Here is a 16,943-nt window from a genome sequence, read left to right as displayed (position 1 = left end):
TCAAGCCGGGGGCTACCTTATGGGGCGCCTAGGCGAAGCGGCGCAGCGCCCCGAGGAACAACGCGTCGAAGGCGCGGTCCGGCAGCACCCGGCGCACGAACAGGATCGGCTTCGCCCCGAAACCGGCGGCGTAGCGGGTCTTCGGGCGCCGGGCCCGGACGGCCTTCAGGATGACGTCGGCGATCACCTTGGGCTGGGAACCGCGCGCGGCCCCGTCGAACAACTTCGCGAGTGCCTTCGCCTGCGGCGCGTAGGCGGTGCCGCCCGAGGTCTTGAGGAGGTTCTCGACCGCGATACCGCCCCATTCGGTCTTGATGGCGCCGGGTTCGACCACCACGACGTCGATGCCGAACGGCTTGAGCTCCAGCCGCAGTGAGTCGCTGAGGCCTTCGACCGCGAACTTCGTCGAGTGGTACCAGCCGCCGAGCGGTTCGTAGATCTTGCCGCCGATCGACGAGATGTTCACGATCTTGCCGGAGCCCTGGGCACGCATCTGCGGCGTGGTCAGCTGGACGAGCCGCGCGAGCCCGAACAGGTTGACCTCGAACTGGTACTTCCCTTCCGAGAGCGGCACATCCTCGAAAGCGCCGTACGAGCCGTAGCCCGCGTTGTTGACCAGGACGTCGATGCGGCCGGACTCCTCGATGATCCGCTCGATACCCGCGACCATCGACGCGTCCTCGGTGACGTCCATCTCGAGGATCTTGATGCCGCGTTCGGCCAGCCCCGCCATCCGCTCGACGCGCCTCGCGGCGCCGTACACCGTGTAACCCGCTTCGTGCAGCGCGAGCGCCGTGGCTTCGCCGATGCCCGCCGAGGCTCCCGTGACCAGTGCGACCTTCATGCCATCTCCTAACTAACCGGTTGGTTGCCAATTCAGGCTGCCACGAGCCCGGGCTAGCTGTCAACCAACCAGTTAGTTAGACTGGATCACATGGTCAGGGACAAGGAAGCGACCAAGCGGAAGCTGCTGGACGCGGCGACGACCGAGTTCGCGACGTACGGCATCGCCGGCGCCAGGGTGGATCGCATCGCGAAGAACGCGGGCGCGAACAAGGCGCTGATCTACGCCTACTTCTGCAGCAAGGAAGAGCTCTTCGACAGGGTCGTCCAGGAGCAGGTGGACCTCGCCGTCCGGACCCTCACGATCACCCCCGAAGACCTGCCCGGCTACGCGGGGAAGCTGTTCGACCGCTACCTGGAACGCCCGCACCTCTTGCGGCTCATGGGCTGGCTTCGGCTGGAGAACGGCTTCGACGCGACACCGGAAGCCGAGGTCCGGGCGCACGCGGACAAGGTCGCCGCGATCCGGGAGGCGCAACGCGCGGGCACCGTGCCGGACCACTTCGACGCCGAGGAGCTGCTGAGCCTCGTCGTGCACCTGTCGATCCTCGGGTTCTCCTCCCCCACCGCGACGCGTGACCTCGTCGTCCGCGCGGTCGGCCGGATCGTGGGCTGAGCCGGGCTTGGCGCGACCACTGGCCATGCGGCGCCGAAATCCCGGGTGTCATGAAAGGGTCGTTCAGGACATTTTTCGTCCTGAACGACCCTTTCATGACACCCAGGGGGATGGCCGGATCACCCGCCCGGGCTCGATCAGTGGGTCGCGAGTGGCGACTTGTGTTCTCACCACGCCACTGCCACGCTCGCCCCTGAAGTACGTGAAGGCCCCCTTCACTGCGCTAGACGCAATGAAGGGGGCCTTCACGTACTTGGGGAAGGTGTGAAGGTCGAGTTTCCTCGGCTGAGCCGAGGGAAGGGGGCCTTCACGCGCCACTCACGACCATCGACGGCAGCCTCAGCGGCGCGTGTCCTCCGGCGCCGGAGCCCGGCTCGCCAGCTTCGCCGACCATTCGGTCACCCGCCGCGCCACGTCCTGCGCGGTGAGCCCGACGCGGGCCAGCACCTCCTCGCGCGAACCGTGGTCGTGGAACACCTGCGGCACCGCGAGATCCCGCAGCGGCACGTCGCATTCGGCGTCGCGGAACAACGCGGCCAGCGCGGAGCCGAAGCCACCGTGCCGCCCGCTGTCCTCGACGGTCACGACGAGTTTGTGCTGTTCGGCCAGGGCGACCAGTTCGGCCGGGGCCGGGACGACCCAGCGCGGGTCCACCACGGTCACGCCGATGCCCTGGTCGGCCAGGCGGTCCGCGGCGGCGAGCCCGAGCATCGCGAACGCGCCGACCGCGACGAGCAGGACGTCGGCGTCGCCGCCGGGTTTGCGCAGCACGTCCACCGTGCCGACGCGTTCCACCGCGGGCACCGAGTCGATCACGCCACCCTTGGAGAACCGCAGGGCCGTCGGCCCGTCCGCGACCGCGACGGCCTCTCGTAGTTCTTCGCGCAGGGTTCCGGCGTCACGCGGAGCGGCGACCCGCATACCCGGCACCATGCCCAGCAGCGAGAGGTCCCACATGCCGTGGTGACTGGGGCCGTCCGGTCCGGTGATGCCCGCGCGGTCCAGCACCAGCGTCACCGGCTGGCGGTGCAGCGCGACGTCCATCAGAACCTGGTCGAAAGCGCGGTTCAGGAAGGTCGAGTAGACGGCGACGACGGGGTGCTTGCCGCCCATCGCGAGCCCGGCGGCCGAGGTCACCGCGTGCTGCTCGGCGATGCCGACGTCGTACCAGCGGTCCGGGTACGCCTCGGCGAACTTGTGCAGCCCGGTCGAACGCAGCATGGCCGCGGTGATCGCGACGACGTCCTCGCGGTCGGCGCCGATCTTCACCAGCTCGTCGGCGAAGACGCCGGTCCAGCTCGGGCCCTTGACCGGCGGGAGGCCGGTTTCCGGGTCGATCGGGTCGGTCTGGTGCATCTGGTCGGCCTGGTTGGTGACCGCGGGCTCGTAACCGTGCCCCTTCTCGGTGACCACGTGCACGATGACCGCGCCGCCGAAGTCACGGGCGCTCTGGAACGCCTTCTCCAGCGCGACGAGATCGTGCCCGTCGACCGGCCCGAGGTACTTGAGGCCGAGGTCGGAGAACATCATCTGCGGGCTCAGCGCGTCCTTGAGACCCGCCTTCGCCGCGTGCAGCGCCGCGTAGATCGGCTTGCCGACGACGGGCGTGTGCCGCAGCAGCTCCTTGCCGCGGTCCAGCACGCGCTCGTAGCCCGGCTTGAGCCGCAGCGACGCGAGGTGGTCCGCGACGCCGCCGATGGTCGGCGAGTACGAGCGGCCGTTGTCGTTGATGACGATGACGACCGGGCGGCGCGGGTTCGCGGCGATGTTGTTGAGCGCCTCCCAGCACATGCCGCCGGTCAGCGCGCCGTCGCCGACGACGGCGATCGCGTGCCTGCCACCGCCTTCGAGTTCGAACGCCTTCGCCAGACCGTCCACATAGGACAGCGCGGTCGAGGCGTGGCTGTTCTCGACGAGGTCGTGCTCGCTCTCGCAGCGCGCCGGGTAGCCGGTGAGGCCGCCGAGCTGGCGCAGCTTGCCGAAGCCGTCATGACGACCGGTGACGATCTTGTGCACGTACGCCTGGTGACCGACGTCCCACACGATGGCGTCGTCCGGCGAGTCGAAGACGCGGTGCAGCGCCATCGTCAGCTCGACCACACCCAGGTTCGGGCCGAGGTGACCACCGGCGAGCCGCACCTTTTCGACGAGGAAGTCCCGGATCTCCGCGGCCAGCTCGCCGAGCTGCTCGGGGTTCATCCGCTTCAAGTCGGCCGGTCCGTGCACGGACTCGAGCAACGTCACTCTCCCACCTCGCCTGGTTCCTCTTCCGCCGTTCCGGCCAGTCTACGGAGGTCGCCTGAGAGTCTTCCGTCCGCCGCGTCACGGGTCACATGTCAGAAAATCACCACTCGACACCCAAGGGTGTGAACATGGTCTCTTTTGCCAAGTAGCGGTCACGTCGGGTGGCCGCGATAATCGCTGATCGGCGGTCAGTTCGAAGTACGTTTTCCCGCTGAGAACTCATCAGCGCAGCAGGAGCCGGTTCGGAGGGCTTGATGGCGGACTTTTTCATCGATGGCGAGTGGGTCGACGCGGTCGGCGGTGGTCGCCGGGAAATCCGCTGCCCCGCCGACGGGTCGCTGGTCGCGGAGGTCGCCGAGGGCACCCGTGAAGACACCGAAGCGGCCATCGCCGCCGCGCGGAAGGCGTTCGACACCGGCCCGTGGCCGCAGACGCCCGCTCCGCAGCGCGGTGACCTGCTGTTGAAGGCCGCCGACCTGCTCGACCGCGATGCCGCCGCCTTCGCCCGCGCCGAATCGCTCGACACCGGGAAACGGCTGGTCGAGAGCGAATACGACATGGCCGACATCGCCGCGTGCCTGCGCTACTTCGGCAAGCTCGCCGCGAACGACGCGGGCCGTGTGGTCGACACCGGCAACCCGGACGCGTTCAGCCGGATCGTGCACGAGCCGGTCGGTGTCTGCGGCTTGATCACGCCGTGGAACTACCCGCTCCTGCAGACCATCTGGAAGGTCGCCCCGGCGCTCGCGGCGGGCAACACCTTCGTCCTCAAGCCCAGCGAACTGACCCCGCACACGTCGATCATGCTGATGAAGCTGCTGACCGAGGCCGGGCTCCCTGGCGGCGTCGCGAACCTCGTGCTCGGCGCCGGCGCGCAGGCCGGAGCACCGCTTTCGGAGCATCCGGACGTCGACCTCGTGTCGTTCACCGGCGGCCTCGCGACCGGCAAGATCATCGCCGCCTCGGCCGCGGCCACCATCAAGAAGGTCGCGCTCGAACTGGGCGGCAAGAACCCGAACGTCGTGTTCGCCGACTCGGATTTCGACACCGCCGTCGACTACGCGCTGACCGCGGTGTTCCTGCACTCCGGACAGGTCTGCTCGGCGGGCGCGCGGCTGATCGTCCAGGAGGAGTGGCACGAGAAGTTCGTCGACGAACTCGTCCGCCGCGCCGAACTGATCCGACACGTCGCCGCGGCGCTCGAAGAGGGCGCCGTCCTGCGCACCGGTGGCAAACGTCCCGACGATCGCGAGCTCGCGAAGGGGCATTACTACCTGCCGACCATCCTCGACAACGTGAAGCAGGGCAGCAGCGCCGTCGTCGACGAATCGTTCGGCCCGGTGCTCACCGTCGAGACCTTCACCGACGAGGACGACGCCGTCCGCATCGCCAACGACACCCACTACGGTCTCGCCGGCGCGGTGTTCACCTCGGACGCCTCCCGCGCGCAGCGGGTCGCGAACCGGCTGCGGCACGGCACGATCTGGATCAACGACTTCCACCCGTACCTGCCACAGGCGGAATGGGGCGGCTACAAGCAGTCCGGCTTCGGGCGCGAACTCGGCCCGACCGGGCTCGCCGAGTACACGGAGGCGAAACACATCTACCAGAACCTCCGGCCCGCACCACAGCGCTGGTTCTCCGGGGAGCCGGCGTCCAACTAAAGAGGGGAAACTGCCGATGAGCAATCCTTCCGACGACGGCTTGGCCGGTTTCGGCTACAAACAGGAACTCGAAAGAACGCTCGGCAATTTCCACACCTTCGCCGCCGGGATCAGCTACATCTCGATCCTGACGGGCACCTTCCAGCTGTTCTACTTCGGCTTCAGCTTCGGCGGGCCGGCGTACTGGTGGTCGTGGCCGATGGTGTTCGTCGGCCAGCTCATGGTGGCGCTGTCCTTCGCCGAACTGGCCGCGCACTATCCGGTGGCCGGGTCGATCTACAACTGGTCGAAACGGCTCGGCAGCCCGCACGTCGCCTGGCTGGCCGGGTGGATGATGCTCACCGCGTCGATCGTCAGCATCGCCGCAGTCGCGCTCGCGTACCAGATCACGCTCCCCCAGATCTCGTCGTTCTTCTCCTTCTCCGGCGACAGCGCGGTCAACGCGGTCATCCTGGGCACGGCGCTGATCGTGTTCACGACGCTGGTGAACGCGTGGGGCGTCAAGCTGATGGCGCGGATCAACAGCGCCGGGGTGTTCATCGAACTGATCGCCGCGGTCCTGCTGATCGTCGCGCTCGCGGTGAACATCACGCGGGGCCCGGAAGTCGTCATGCAGACGAACAACACCGGCGCCGACCAGCCGTGGGGCTACTTCGGGGCGTTCCTGGTCGCTTCGCTCGCGTCGACCTACGTCATGTACGGCTTCGACACCGCCAGCTCGCTCGGTGAGGAGTCGCACGACCCGCGCAAGAACGCGCCCAAGGCGATCCTGCGCGCGCTGATCGCGTCGTTCGTCATCGGCGGGCTGATCCTCATCCTCGCGCTGATGGCCGTGGGCGATATCAACAACCCGGAGATCGCGACCGGCGGCCTGCAGTTCATCGTGCTCGACGTCCTCGGCAGCACCATCGGCACGATCTTCCTGCTGGCGGTCGTCATCGCCATCACCGTGTGCAACCTGGCCGTGCAGTCGGCGGCGATCCGGATGATGTTCGCGATGGGCCGCGACAACAACCTGCCCGCCGGGAAACACCTGGCCCGGGTGTCACCGAAGACGAAGACGCCGGTGATCCCCGCGATCGTGTCCGGCGTGATCGCCGTGCTGATCCTGGTGGTCAACGTCGGCCAGCCGCAGATCTTCACGGTGATCACCAGTATCGGCATCATCATGATCTACCTGGCGTATCTGCTGGTCACCGTCCCGATGCTGGTCAAACGCTTCCGCGGGCAGTGGCCGCCGCCGAAGGTGGCGGGCACCAAGTACTTCTCGCTCGGCAAACTGGGGCTGCCGGTCAACATCCTCGGCGTGCTGTGGGGCGGCGCGATCGTGGTGAACCTGGCCTGGCCGCGGCGCGAGGTCTACAACGCGACCGAGCCGTATCACTGGTACCTCGAATGGGGGGCCGTGCTGTTCGTCGGCGCGGTGGCGGTCGTCGGTTTCGCGTATTACTGGTTCGTCCTGCGGCACAAGAGCGGCGTCCTGGCCGATCACGCCGCGGAAGCACATCCCGAGGAGGCAGCACAGTGACCGGAGAGTTCGACTACATCGTCGTCGGCGGCGGGACGGCGGGTTCGGTGGTCGCGGCGAGACTCTCGGAAGATCCGGACGTCACCGTGGCGCTCCTCGAAGCCGGACCGTCCGATGTGGACGATCCGGCGGTGCTGGAGCTGACGAAGTGGATGGCCCTGCTGGAATCCGGCTACGACTGGGACTACCTGGTGGAGCCGCAGGAGTCCGGCAACTCGTTCCTGCGCCACGCCCGCGCGCGTGTGCTCGGCGGCTGCTCGTCGCACAACTCGTGCATCGCGTTCTGGGCGCCGGCGGAAGACCTCGACGAATGGTCGTCGCTCGGCTTGCCCGGCTGGTCTTCGAAGGATATTTTCCCGCTGTACCAACGCCTTGAGACCAACGACGGCCCCGGCGACCACCACGGCCGCTCGGGTCCGGTGACCATCCGGTCGGTGCCGCCGAACGACCCGACCGGGGTCGCCCTGCTGCAGGCGTGCGAGCAGGCGGGGATCCCGAGGACCGAGTTCAACTCGGGCAAGACCGTGACGCACGGGGCGAACTGGTTCCAGATCAACGCGCGCGAGGACGGCACGCGGTCGTCGGCGTCGGTGTCGTACCTGCACCCGATCATCGGCAAGCGGCCGAATCTGGAGATCATCACCGGCGCCCGCGTCCGGCGGCTGCTGTTCGACGGCAAACGCTGCACCGGCGCGGAATACCTGGCCGACGACCTGATCCACGGCGTCCAGCTGCGCGCGCGGCGTGAGGTGATCCTGTCTTCGGGCGCGATCGACACCCCGAAGCTCCTGATGCTGTCGGGAATCGGCCCCGCTTCCCATTTGCGCGAGGTCGGCGTGGACGTGCTGGTGGACTCCCCCGGCGTCGGCGAGAACCTGCAGGACCACCCCGAAGGCGTCATCCAGTGGGACGCGCTGCAGCCGATGACGACCGAATCCACGCAATGGTGGGAGATCGGCATCTTCACCACCACGGAGGAAGGCCTCGACCGGCCGGACCTGATGTTCCACTACGGGTCGGTGCCGTTCGACATGAACACCCTCCGGCAGGGCTATCCCACCACGGAGAACGGTTTCTGCCTGACCCCGAACGTCACGCGTTCGCGGTCGACCGGGACGGTACGGCTGCGCAGCCGCGACTACCGGGACAAGCCGAAGGTGGATCCGCGGTACTTCACCGACGAACACGACATGCGCGTGATGACCTACGGCATCAAACTGGCGCGCAAGATCGCCGAGCAGCCCGCGCTGGACGAATGGGCGGGCACGGAACTGGCGCCCGGCAAGGACGTCAAGACCGACGACGAGATCGCGGACTACCTGCGCAAGACGCACAACACGGTCTATCACCCGTCGTGCACCGCGAAAATGGGCGGCGACGGGGACCCGATGGCCGTACTGGACGCCCGGCTGCGCGTGCGCGGCGTCGAAGGCCTGCGGGTCGCCGACGGTTCGGCGATGCCGTTCCTGGTCGCGGTGAACCCGTGCATCACGACGATGGCGATCGGCGAGAAGTGCGCGGACATGCTGAAGGAGGACGCGCGCTCCTAGCACTCGCTCGTCCGGCCCCCTGGTTTCGGCCAGGGGGCCTTCTTCTTGCCCGGAAAACCGGTGGAGCGGCCGGTGCCGGGCCATTACCGTGCTGCCGGACCACGTCGCCGAGCCGAAGGCCTGCCGTTGTACACCCTGTGAGACCTCCCGAGCGCTGACTTCGTCGCGCGTCGCGTCTTTCGCGCCGCGCTTCCTTTTGCTGCGGATTTCTCACTGAACGGGTGTACTTCCCATGCTCGAAAACTGGGTGGTCGTTCCCACCTGCCTGCCTGTCGTCCTCCGCCGTTGCCACGCCTGCGGATCCGGGCGTTTCCGGGCGAACGGCAAATTCCGGGTCAACGCCCACCACAAATTGCTCGACGTGTGGCTTCTCGTGCGCTGTATCGCGTGCGGGGGCACCGTGAAGCTCACGATCCTGGAGCGGGTGAACGTGCGCTCCATCCGGCCCGAGTTGCTGGACCGGCTGCACGAGAACGACCTCGGTCTCGCCGCCGAACTGCTCCAGGATCCGGCCGTGCTCCGCCGTAACCACGTCGCCCTCGATTGGGAGGGCGCTTGGCGGCTCGATACCGGTTCCTTGTGTCATGGGGACTTTCGCGACGTCTCGGTTCGCTTCGAGGCCCGGATTCCGCTTCGGCCCGTGCGGCTGATCGCGGAAGGCTGCGGTCTTTCGCGGGGTGAGGTCGAGAGGCTGATCGAGGAGGGGAAGGTGGTTTCGGCGGTGCGGTTGCGGGGGAAGGTGTCGGGGGACTTCACTTTTACGCTGAAACGCTGACCCCTTGGGGCTCGCACTCGCGTGATCAGCGGCGTGACTCGCGTGATCGAAGGCGTAACTCGCGTGATCAGAGGCAGAACACCCGAGTGCGGCCTCCAATCACGCGAGTTACGTCCCTGATCACGCGAGTCACGCCGCTGATCACGCCGAGCCCTGTGTGCCCAAGTCCGTGAAGGCCTCCTTGAGGGACCCAGAGTCCCTCAAGGAGGCCTTCACGGACTTCGGACCAGGAGGTACTGGACCTTCACGAATCGCGAGAGTCACGACGCCCAGCACTCAAATCACCCATCAGTGGCAAACGTGCAATTACCATTGTTGCTGAAAATTACGAATGATTCCCTGTGCATTTTTCGGTAATATGGAGACGTGCCCGAGACAACCATTCCCGAACTGCCGCAGGAGCTGTGGCGCGCCGGCAAGCTGGAGCTTGCCCATGGCGTGACGCACCTGCTGCAGGTCATGAGAGTGGCCTCCGCCGGGCTGGGGAAGTTCCTGGCGGAGATCGAGTCGCGGGGCGCGGAAGACTTGTTCGGCTACGGGAGCGCGGCGTCGTGGCTCGCCGACGTCGCCCGAATCTCCCGGGGCGACGCGCAAGACATGGTGAACCGGGCTCTGGCCTTGAACCCAGCGCCGTGCGTCGGTGGCGAGGTTGCCGTGTTCGCGCCCGCGACCGCCGCCGCGGCCGAGGACGGCGCGCTCGGGGAGCAGCACATCGACCTGATCCTGGAGATCCTGCGCAAGATCCCGTCCGACGTGCCCGTGGAGGACCGAGCCGGGGCGGAGAAGATCCTCGCCGACCTCGCCCGCGACGCCGGACCGAAACAGATCGCCGAGGCCGGAGCCGATCTGCTCGCACACCTCGACCCCGACGGGAACGAGCCGAAGGACCCAGAACCGAAGCCGCCACGCCGCGAGGTGTTCGTCGAGCGCCGCAAGGACGGCTTCTGGAAGCTCTCCGGCTTGCTCGACCCCGAAACCGGCGCCCGCACCGCGGCCGCCCTGGACGCCTACGCGGCGAAGCGGCCCGTCGACGAGTTCGGCCAGGCCGACCACCGGACCATGCCCCAGCGCCGAGGCGACGCGTGGGCCGAACTCCTCGACCTCGCCATCGCCTGCCCCGACCAGCCGGGCACCTCCGGCTACCGCACGCTGGTGCACGTGACCGTCGGGCTCGATGCGCTGAAGACCGGACTCGGGACCGCGTGCCTCGACTTCGTCGGCCGGATCACCGCCCGCGAAGCCCGGCTGGCCGCCTGCGACTGCCTGATGATCCCGGTGGTGCTCGGCGCCGCCGGCGAACCCCTCGACGTCGGACGGATGAAACGTTTCGTCACCCCCGGCCAGCGCCGGGCCCTGAACATCCGCGACGGCGGCTGCGCGTTCCCTGGCTGCCATCGAGCGCCGAAACACTGCCACGCGCATCATATTCGGCACTGGGCCGACGGCGGCCCGACCGATCTTCGGAACCTGGTCCTGCTTTGCTCCTTCCACCACCGGCTCATCCACCACGGTGACTGGCAGGTCCGGATGGCGCCCGAGGGGATACCGGAATTCGTGCCGCCCCAATACCTCGACCCACTACAGGTGCCACGGCGCAACACCCTCCATCGCGTCGTGACCTGACCTTCGCCCCATCCCGAGGAGCCCGCCGACCGCACCGGCGACGGGCTCCTCGGCATGCCCCTATTCAGCCCAGACGCTTGCGCGTCGCGAAAGCCACTTTCGCGACACGTACCCAGACCACAGGCCTTTTCCTCAAAGGTGAATGGCCGCCGGAGTTCCCCGGTTCCCCGTCATCTGGTCCAGCGCCCATGCCCGTCCGAACTCGGCCAACGCGGGGCCCGACCAATACGCGGGAATACTGATCCCCTTCCACAGCGGCATCTTCGGCCCGCTCAGGGTTCCGTGACTGACCTGCACCTGGACCGCGCCTTCCACCCAGGTGAAGACGAAATGCGCGTACATGAACATCCACGCCTGCCTGCCCAGCAGATCACGCGCGAGCACCGGCCCCTCGGAAGGATAGGGCGCCGTGTAGATCACTTGCTTCCGGCCGCTGCGGTAACTGATCTCCTGCGCCGTGATACCAGGAGGAAGCATTGAGGGTTCCATTCGATCAGTCCTCCACAATGGTGATCGTGCCGTGCCCGTCACAGCCGGAACAACCTTTTCCATCACAGTCGCCACAGACCGAAGTAAGATAGTTCATGATTTGAGAAAGTTAGCGAGCACGACAACGCCCGGACAAGCCGAACGAGGCCACACCATTCCGACGGATTACAAATCCGGAATTATTGCAGCAACGCAACGCATTCGACGTGGTGCGTCATCGGGAAAGCGTCGAAAGCGCGCAGATCCACCAGCCCGTATCCGTGCTCCTTGAACAGCGCGATGTCGCGCGCCAAGGCGGCCGGGTCGCACGCCACGTAGACGATCCGGTCCGGGGATCCCTCCACAATGGACTCCACGACGGCCTTGCCCGCGCCCTTGCGCGGCGGGTCGAGGACGACGACGTCCACCGGTTTGGGGGCATCGGCCAGCAGGTGTTCGACGCGGCCGGAGCGCCAGCGGACCTGCGGGAGGTCGGCCAGGTTCTCCTCGCCGTCGGCGACGGCACGCCGTCCTGATTCGATGGCCAGGACCCGTCCGCGCGGGCCGACCTGCGAAGCGAGCACGGACGCGAAGAGGCCGACGCCGGCGTACAGGTCCCAGGCCACGCCGTCGCGCGGCGCCTCCGCCCATTCCGCGACGACGGCGGCGAGCGCGTCGGCGGCGGCCGGGTGGACCTGCCAGAAGCCGTGGGCGTCCAGGCGCCAGTCGCGGCCGGCGGCGTGCTGTACGGCGATGCCGCCCGCCAGCTGCCTCGACCGGGCCTTCCCGTGGACCGTGGACAGGTCGCGAAGGTGCACTTGCCCCTCGCTGTCCTTGGTGACCTCGATTTCGCTGCCGGGCCGCCAGTTGCGTGACACGACGTCGTCGAGCGCGCCCGGGACGGTGATCGGGCAGTCTTCGATCGCGATCACGCGGTGACTGTGGTGCGCCCGGAAGCCCGCCTTGCCGTCCTTGCCCGCGACGAGCCGGACGCGGCTGCGCCAGTCCAGCGGGCCGCCGTCGAGCGCTTCGACGACGACGTCGCGCTCGATCCCGGCGAGCCGCTTCAGCTGTTCCATGACCACCGCGGCCTTGAGCTCACGCTGATGCTCGGGCGTGGCGTGCTGCCAGTCGCAGCCGCCGCACTCCCCCGGCGCCGCGAGCGGGCACGGCGGCTCCACGCGTTCGGGCGATGCCTGCAGGACCTCGACGGCGTCGGCGCGGCAGAACGAACCGCCCTTGTCCTCGGTGACCGAGGCCAGGACCCGCTCACCGGGCAGCGCGTGCCGCACGAACACGACCCGGCCCTCCGCCCGCGCGACGCAGTGGCCGCCGTGCGCGACCGCGCCGACCTCCAGCTCGATGGTTCGTCCGAGCCAGGTGCCGGTCGACGCGTCCACACTCATTCTGCTTTGTCCTTAGTTTTCTCGGGTTGCTTGACGACCGGGGAGAACCCGCGCCGCACGTCGCCCGCCGCCGGGCGGGCCTTCCGGTCGCGTTTGATCGCCTTTTCCGACGATTCGAGCTGCCAAGGCACGCTGGTGACCATGACGCCGGGCTGGAACAGGAGCCTGCCCTTGAGCCGCAGCGCGCTCTGGTTGTGCAGGACCTGCTCCCACCAGTGCCCGACCACGTACTCGGGGATGAACACGGTCACCACGTTGCGCGGATTGTCGCCGCGGACGCGCTTCACGTAGTCCAGCACCGGTTTCGTGATCTCGCGGTACGGCGATTCGATCACCTTCAGCGGCACCTTGAAATTGTGGTCGTCCCATTCCTGGACGAGTTTGCGGGTCTCGACGTCGTCGACGTTCACCGTGACGGCTTCGAGGACGTCCGGCCGCACGGCCTTGGCGTAGGAAAGCGCGCGCAGGGTCGGCAGGTGCAGTTTCGAAATCAGCACGATCGCGTGGTTGCGCGAAGGCAATACGGTCGGTTTGCGGTCCATCTCGCGCAGTTCCTCGGCGACCCGGTCGTAGTGCTTCCGGATGGCGGTCATCAGCACGTAGATCGCCACCATGGCCGCGATCGCGATCCAGGCGCCGAGCAGGAACTTCGTCACCAGCACGATGATCAGCACGGTGCCGGTCATGGTGAGGCCGATCGCGTTCACCGTCTGCGAACGCCGCATCCGCCGCCGCACCGCCGGATCGGTTTCCCTGGCCAGCAGCCGGTTCCAGTGCCGGATCATGCCCGCCTGGCTCACCGTGAACGAGACGAACACGCCCACGATGTAGAGCTGGATGAGCTTGGTGACCTCGGCGTCGAACGCGATGATCAGCACCAGCGCGAACGCCGAGAGGAACAGGATGCCGTTCGAGAAGGCCAGCCGGTCGCCCCGGGTGTGCAGCTGACGCGGCAGGTAACGGTCCTGCGCGAGGATCGAGCCGAGCACCGGGAAACCGTTGAACGCGGTGTTCGCGGCCAGCAGCAGGATGATGCCGGTGGCGAAGGAGATGTAGTAGAACGCGGGGGTGAAGTCGGCGAACACCGCCTGCGCGATCTGCGCGACGATCGTCTTCTGCTCGTAGCCCGCCGGGGTGCCGGTGAGCTGCGTTTCCGGGTGCTCGGCGAATTTGACGTCGGTGATGATCGCCAGCGTGATGATGCCGACCAGCATCGTCACCGCGAGCACGCCCATCATCAGCAGGGTGGTCGCGGCGTTCTTCGATTTCGGCTTCTGGAACGCCGGGACACCGTTGCTGATCGCCTCGACCCCGGTCAGTGCCGCCGCACCGGAGGAGAACGTGCGCAGCAGCAGGAAGAAGAACGCGAAACCGGTCAAAGAGGCTTCTTCGTGCAACTGGAAGTCCGCGCTCTCGGCGCGCATGTCGGCGCCGGAGGCCGCCTCGATCAGACCCCAGATCACCATGCCGAGGATGCCGATGATGAACCCGTAGGTCGGGATGGCGAACGCTTTGCCCGATTCGCGAACTCCGCGCAGATTCAGCGCGGTCAGCACGACCACGATGATGACCGCGGCGATCACCTTGTGCTGCGCCACCCACGGAATGGCGGACCCGATGTTCGCCACGCCGGACGACGTCGACACCGCGACGGTGAGCACGTAGTCGACCAGCAGCGCGCTGGCGACGGTGAGACCGAATTTGCCGCCCAGGTTGGTGTTCGCGACTTCGTAGTCGCCGCCGCCACTGGGATAGGCGTGCACGTTCTGCCGATAGGACGCCACCACGACCAGCATGACGAGCGCGACGGCGACGCCGATCCACGGCGCGAACGCGTACGCCGACAAACCGGCGACGCTGAGGGTCAGAAAGATTTCCTCAGGCGCGTAGGCGACGCTCGACAACGCGTCGGACGCGAAAATCGGCAGCGCGATGCGCTTCGGCAGCAGCGTATGCGAGAGGCGGTCACTCCGGAATGGACGTCCGAGGACGAGCCGCTTCAATACGGTCGGGAACTTCGACACCTGGGAAGACTAACTGTGACGCACCGCGTCTCCGTTGAGGGTGGCGGAGGGGAGGATGGTGGAGGTAACGGGCGGTGCTCACGGTAGGTTCGGCGCTGGTATGTCTGGGTACCTGCGGACGGGTGAACGTCCGACGACTAAGGAGGCAGGGCGTGCACGTGGTGATCATGGGATGCGGCCGGGTAGGCGCATCCCTTGCCGCGGCGCTGGAGCGGCTGGGGCACGAAGTCGCCATCATCGACAAGACCCAGCAGGCGTTCCGGCGGCTCGGCAGTGATTTCCACGGTCAGCAGGTGGTCGGCGTCGGCTTCGACCGGCAGGTGCTGATCGAGGCCGGGATCGAACGCGCGGGAGCCTTCGCGGCGGTGTCGAGTGGCGACAACTCCAACATCATCTCGGCGCGCGTGGCCAGGGAGAACTTCGGCATCGACAAGGTCGTCGCCCGGATCTACGACCACAAACGCGCGGCGGTCTACGAACGGCTCGGCATCCCGACCGTGGCGACCGTGCCGTGGACGACCGACCGGTTCCTGCGCACCCTCCTCCCCGACGGCGTCGCCTCGGTGTGGCGGGACCCGTCCGGCAGCGTGGCGTTGCTGCAGCTGCCGCTGAACGAGGGCTGGGTCGGGCGCAGCGTGCGGGAACTGCAGGACACCACCGGCGCGCGGGTCGCGTTCATCATGCGGTTCGGCACCGCCGTCCTGCCCGACACCAAGGCCGTGATCCAGGCCGACGACGTCGTGTACGTCGCCGCGAAATCGGGCACCGTCAGCGACGTGACCACCGTCGCCGCTCGCGAACCGGAAGAGGAGAACTGATGCGGGTCGCGATTGCCGGGGCCGGCGCGGTGGGCCGGTCGATCGCCGCGGAGCTGATCGACGGACGGCACCAGGTGATGCTCATCGAGCGTGAGGCCGACCAGTTCGAGCCGCACACCGTGGAGCAGGCGGATTGGGTGCTGGGCGACGCGTGCGAGGTGTCGATCCTGGAGGAGTCCGGGATCGAGGAGTGCGACGTCGTGATCGCCGCGACCGGCGACGACAAGGCGAACCTGGTGGTCTCGCTGCTGGCGAAGACCGAGTTCGCGGTGCGCCGGGTGGTGGCGCGGGTGAACAACCCGGCCAACGAATGGCTGTTCAACGACGCCTGGGGGGTCGACGTCGCCGTGTCGACCCCGCGGATGCTCGCGGCGATGGTCGAGGAGGCGGTGAGCGTCGGCGATCTGGTGCGGCTGATGACGTTCCGCCAGAGCCAGGCCAACCTCGTCGAGCTCACCCTCCCGGAGGAGACGCCGCTGGCGGGCAAGGCGGTCAGCGAGCTCAACCTGCCGCGTGACGCCGCGCTGGTGACGATCCTGCGCGGCGACCGGGTGATCGTGCCGCAGCCGGAAGACCCGCTGGAGCCGGGCGACGAGCTGCTGTTCGTGGCGACGTCGGACGTGGAGCCGGAGATCCGGACCGCGCTGGGTTATTAGTTGTCGACGGCGGGTGCCTGCGCGTACTTCGCGCGCAGGCGCGCCTCGACCTCTTCGTCGGTCTCCTCACGCGGAGCCTCTTCGGCCAGCGCCTTGAGGTGCTTGTCCGAACGCCGCACCGCCCAGACGACCGTGAGCAGGCCGAGCGCGTACAGCGGGTAGCCCATCGCGATCTTCGCGAAGGCCAGCCAGCCGGTGTAGTCCTCGTCGTACAGCCAGCGCTGCACGACGAACCGGGCGCCGAAGATCAGCGCCATGGCGCCGGTCGCGATCGAGTACGAGATCAGCGACTTCTTGTCCTTGCGCCAGGCGTGCCCGCTGCCGTTGAGCGCGTTCCACACCACGCCGGCGAGCGGCCAGCGGACGACGATCGAGAGCACGAAGACACCGCAGTACACCAGGCTCGTCCAGATGCCGAACAGGAAGAAGCCCTTGGCCGAACCGGTCCGGTAGGCGATGAACGCCGCGATCGCCACCCCGAAGAACCCGGAGATCGCGGGCTGCAGCGGCTCCTTGCGGACGATCCGCAGCACGGTGATCGCCACCGCGCTGCCCACCGCGGCCCAGATCCCCACCGTGAGCCCGAAGATCGCGTTCGCGATCACGAACACGATGACCGGCAGCGAGGAATAGAACAGTCCGGACAGCCCGCCCATCTGTTCCAGCAGGGTGGGCTGGGGCTTCTTGTCTTCGGTCTTCTCTTCGCCGCCGACGGGTTCAGTCACGAT

At 67.6% G+C, this 16,943-nt stretch carries 14 protein-coding genes; 8 read left to right on the top strand and 6 right to left on the bottom strand.

Going from position 1 to position 16,943, the window contains the following annotated elements:
• Positions 1–28: 28 nt before the first annotated feature.
• Positions 29–844 carry an oxidoreductase gene (locus ACOCEP_RS24230; RefSeq protein WP_482331272.1) on the bottom strand — a complete coding sequence of 272 codons (816 nt, stop codon included), beginning with the start codon at positions 842–844 and terminating at the stop codon, positions 29–31.
• Between the two features lie 90 nt (positions 845–934).
• Here ACOCEP_RS24230 and ACOCEP_RS24225 point away from each other — a divergent pair, with 90 nt between their 5' ends.
• Entirely contained in the window at positions 935–1,459 is a 525-nt protein-coding gene (locus ACOCEP_RS24225; protein ID WP_482331271.1) for a TetR/AcrR family transcriptional regulator, read from the top strand.
• Positions 1,460–1,798: 339 nt separating this feature from the next.
• Here the strand turns inward: ACOCEP_RS24225 and dxs are convergent, their stop codons facing one another.
• A complete protein-coding gene (gene dxs / locus ACOCEP_RS24220) occupies positions 1,799–3,703 on the bottom strand; it encodes a 1-deoxy-D-xylulose-5-phosphate synthase (RefSeq protein WP_482331270.1) in 1,905 nt (634 codons plus the stop codon).
• 254 nt (positions 3,704–3,957) lie between these two features.
• On the opposite strand from dxs, the gene ACOCEP_RS24215 reads away from it, so the two are divergent.
• The 5 genes from ACOCEP_RS24215 to ACOCEP_RS24195 all read left to right on the top strand — a co-directional run bounded on the left by ACOCEP_RS24215 (position 3,958) and on the right by ACOCEP_RS24195 (position 10,843).
• Positions 3,958–5,367 carry an aldehyde dehydrogenase family protein gene (locus ACOCEP_RS24215; protein WP_482331269.1) on the top strand — a complete coding sequence of 470 codons (1,410 nt, stop codon included), beginning with the start codon at positions 3,958–3,960 and terminating at the stop codon, positions 5,365–5,367.
• A 16-nt stretch (positions 5,368–5,383) separates the two neighbouring features.
• Positions 5,384–6,895, top strand: a complete 1,512-nt coding sequence (locus ACOCEP_RS24210; protein WP_482331267.1) for an APC family permease — start codon at positions 5,384–5,386, stop codon at positions 6,893–6,895.
• On the top strand, positions 6,892–8,445 hold the full coding sequence (locus ACOCEP_RS24205) for a GMC family oxidoreductase (protein ID WP_360089449.1): 1,554 nt from the start codon (positions 6,892–6,894) through the stop codon (positions 8,443–8,445). The genes ACOCEP_RS24210 and ACOCEP_RS24205 overlap by 4 nt, the downstream gene beginning before the upstream one ends.
• Before the next feature lie 232 nt (positions 8,446–8,677).
• Complete coding sequence (locus ACOCEP_RS24200) at positions 8,678–9,220, top strand: DUF1062 domain-containing protein (protein WP_482331266.1); 543 nt, start codon at positions 8,678–8,680, stop codon at positions 9,218–9,220.
• A gap of 366 nt (positions 9,221–9,586) precedes the next feature.
• The gene (locus ACOCEP_RS24195; RefSeq protein WP_482331265.1) at positions 9,587–10,843 is read left to right on the top strand and encodes an HNH endonuclease signature motif containing protein; all 1,257 of its coding nucleotides are present in this window, start codon (positions 9,587–9,589) and stop codon (positions 10,841–10,843) included.
• 132 nt (positions 10,844–10,975) lie between these two features.
• Here ACOCEP_RS24195 and ACOCEP_RS24190 read toward each other — a convergent pair whose 3' ends face one another.
• The 3 genes from ACOCEP_RS24190 to ACOCEP_RS24180 all read right to left on the bottom strand — a co-directional run bounded on the left by ACOCEP_RS24190 (position 10,976) and on the right by ACOCEP_RS24180 (position 14,741).
• Positions 10,976–11,320 (bottom strand): hypothetical protein, encoded by a 345-nt coding sequence (locus tag ACOCEP_RS24190; protein ID WP_482331264.1) that lies wholly within the window; start codon positions 11,318–11,320, stop codon positions 10,976–10,978.
• Between the two features lie 191 nt (positions 11,321–11,511).
• A complete protein-coding gene (locus ACOCEP_RS24185; RefSeq protein ID WP_482331263.1) occupies positions 11,512–12,717 on the bottom strand; it encodes a class I SAM-dependent RNA methyltransferase in 1,206 nt (401 codons plus the stop codon).
• Entirely contained in the window at positions 12,714–14,741 is a 2,028-nt protein-coding gene (locus ACOCEP_RS24180; protein ID WP_482331262.1) for an APC family permease, read from the bottom strand. The genes ACOCEP_RS24185 and ACOCEP_RS24180 overlap by 4 nt, the downstream gene beginning before the upstream one ends.
• Positions 14,742–14,893: 152 nt before the next feature.
• On the opposite strand from ACOCEP_RS24180, the gene ACOCEP_RS24175 reads away from it, so the two are divergent.
• On the top strand, positions 14,894–15,559 hold the full coding sequence (locus tag ACOCEP_RS24175; protein ID WP_482331260.1) for a potassium channel family protein: 666 nt from the start codon (positions 14,894–14,896) through the stop codon (positions 15,557–15,559).
• Entirely contained in the window at positions 15,559–16,215 is a 657-nt protein-coding gene (locus tag ACOCEP_RS24170) for a potassium channel family protein (protein ID WP_125780267.1), read from the top strand. The genes ACOCEP_RS24175 and ACOCEP_RS24170 overlap by 1 nt, the downstream gene beginning before the upstream one ends.
• Here ACOCEP_RS24170 and ACOCEP_RS24165 read toward each other — a convergent pair.
• Positions 16,212–16,940 (bottom strand): DUF3159 domain-containing protein, encoded by a 729-nt coding sequence (locus ACOCEP_RS24165; protein WP_482331259.1) that lies wholly within the window; start codon positions 16,938–16,940, stop codon positions 16,212–16,214. The genes ACOCEP_RS24170 and ACOCEP_RS24165 overlap by 4 nt on opposite strands.
• Positions 16,941–16,943 lie beyond the last annotated feature (3 nt).

The organism is Amycolatopsis sp. CA-211722 (assembly GCF_056828465.1).
The sequence above is the reverse complement of the archived record's forward strand: the minus strand, read 5'-3'. Positions and strand labels throughout refer to the sequence as shown.

Excerpts from the sequence above, each read along its gene's own strand:
- ACOCEP_RS24170 (WP_125780267.1), top strand. The coding sequence starts at position 15,559 with ATGCGGGTCGCGATTGCCGGGGCCGGCGCGGTGGGCCGGTCGATCGCC.
- ACOCEP_RS24185 (WP_482331263.1), bottom strand. The coding sequence starts at position 12,717 with ATGAGTGTGGACGCGTCGACCGGCACCTGGCTCGGACGAACCATCGAG.
- ACOCEP_RS24190 (WP_482331264.1), bottom strand. The coding sequence starts at position 11,320 with ATGCTTCCTCCTGGTATCACGGCGCAGGAGATCAGTTACCGCAGCGGC.
- ACOCEP_RS24215 (WP_482331269.1), top strand. The coding sequence starts at position 3,958 with ATGGCGGACTTTTTCATCGATGGCGAGTGGGTCGACGCGGTCGGCGGT.
- ACOCEP_RS24210 (WP_482331267.1), top strand. The coding sequence starts at position 5,384 with ATGAGCAATCCTTCCGACGACGGCTTGGCCGGTTTCGGCTACAAACAG.
- ACOCEP_RS24200 (WP_482331266.1), top strand. The coding sequence starts at position 8,678 with ATGCTCGAAAACTGGGTGGTCGTTCCCACCTGCCTGCCTGTCGTCCTC.
- ACOCEP_RS24225 (WP_482331271.1), top strand. The coding sequence starts at position 935 with ATGGTCAGGGACAAGGAAGCGACCAAGCGGAAGCTGCTGGACGCGGCG.
- ACOCEP_RS24230 (WP_482331272.1), bottom strand. The coding sequence starts at position 844 with ATGAAGGTCGCACTGGTCACGGGAGCCTCGGCGGGCATCGGCGAAGCC.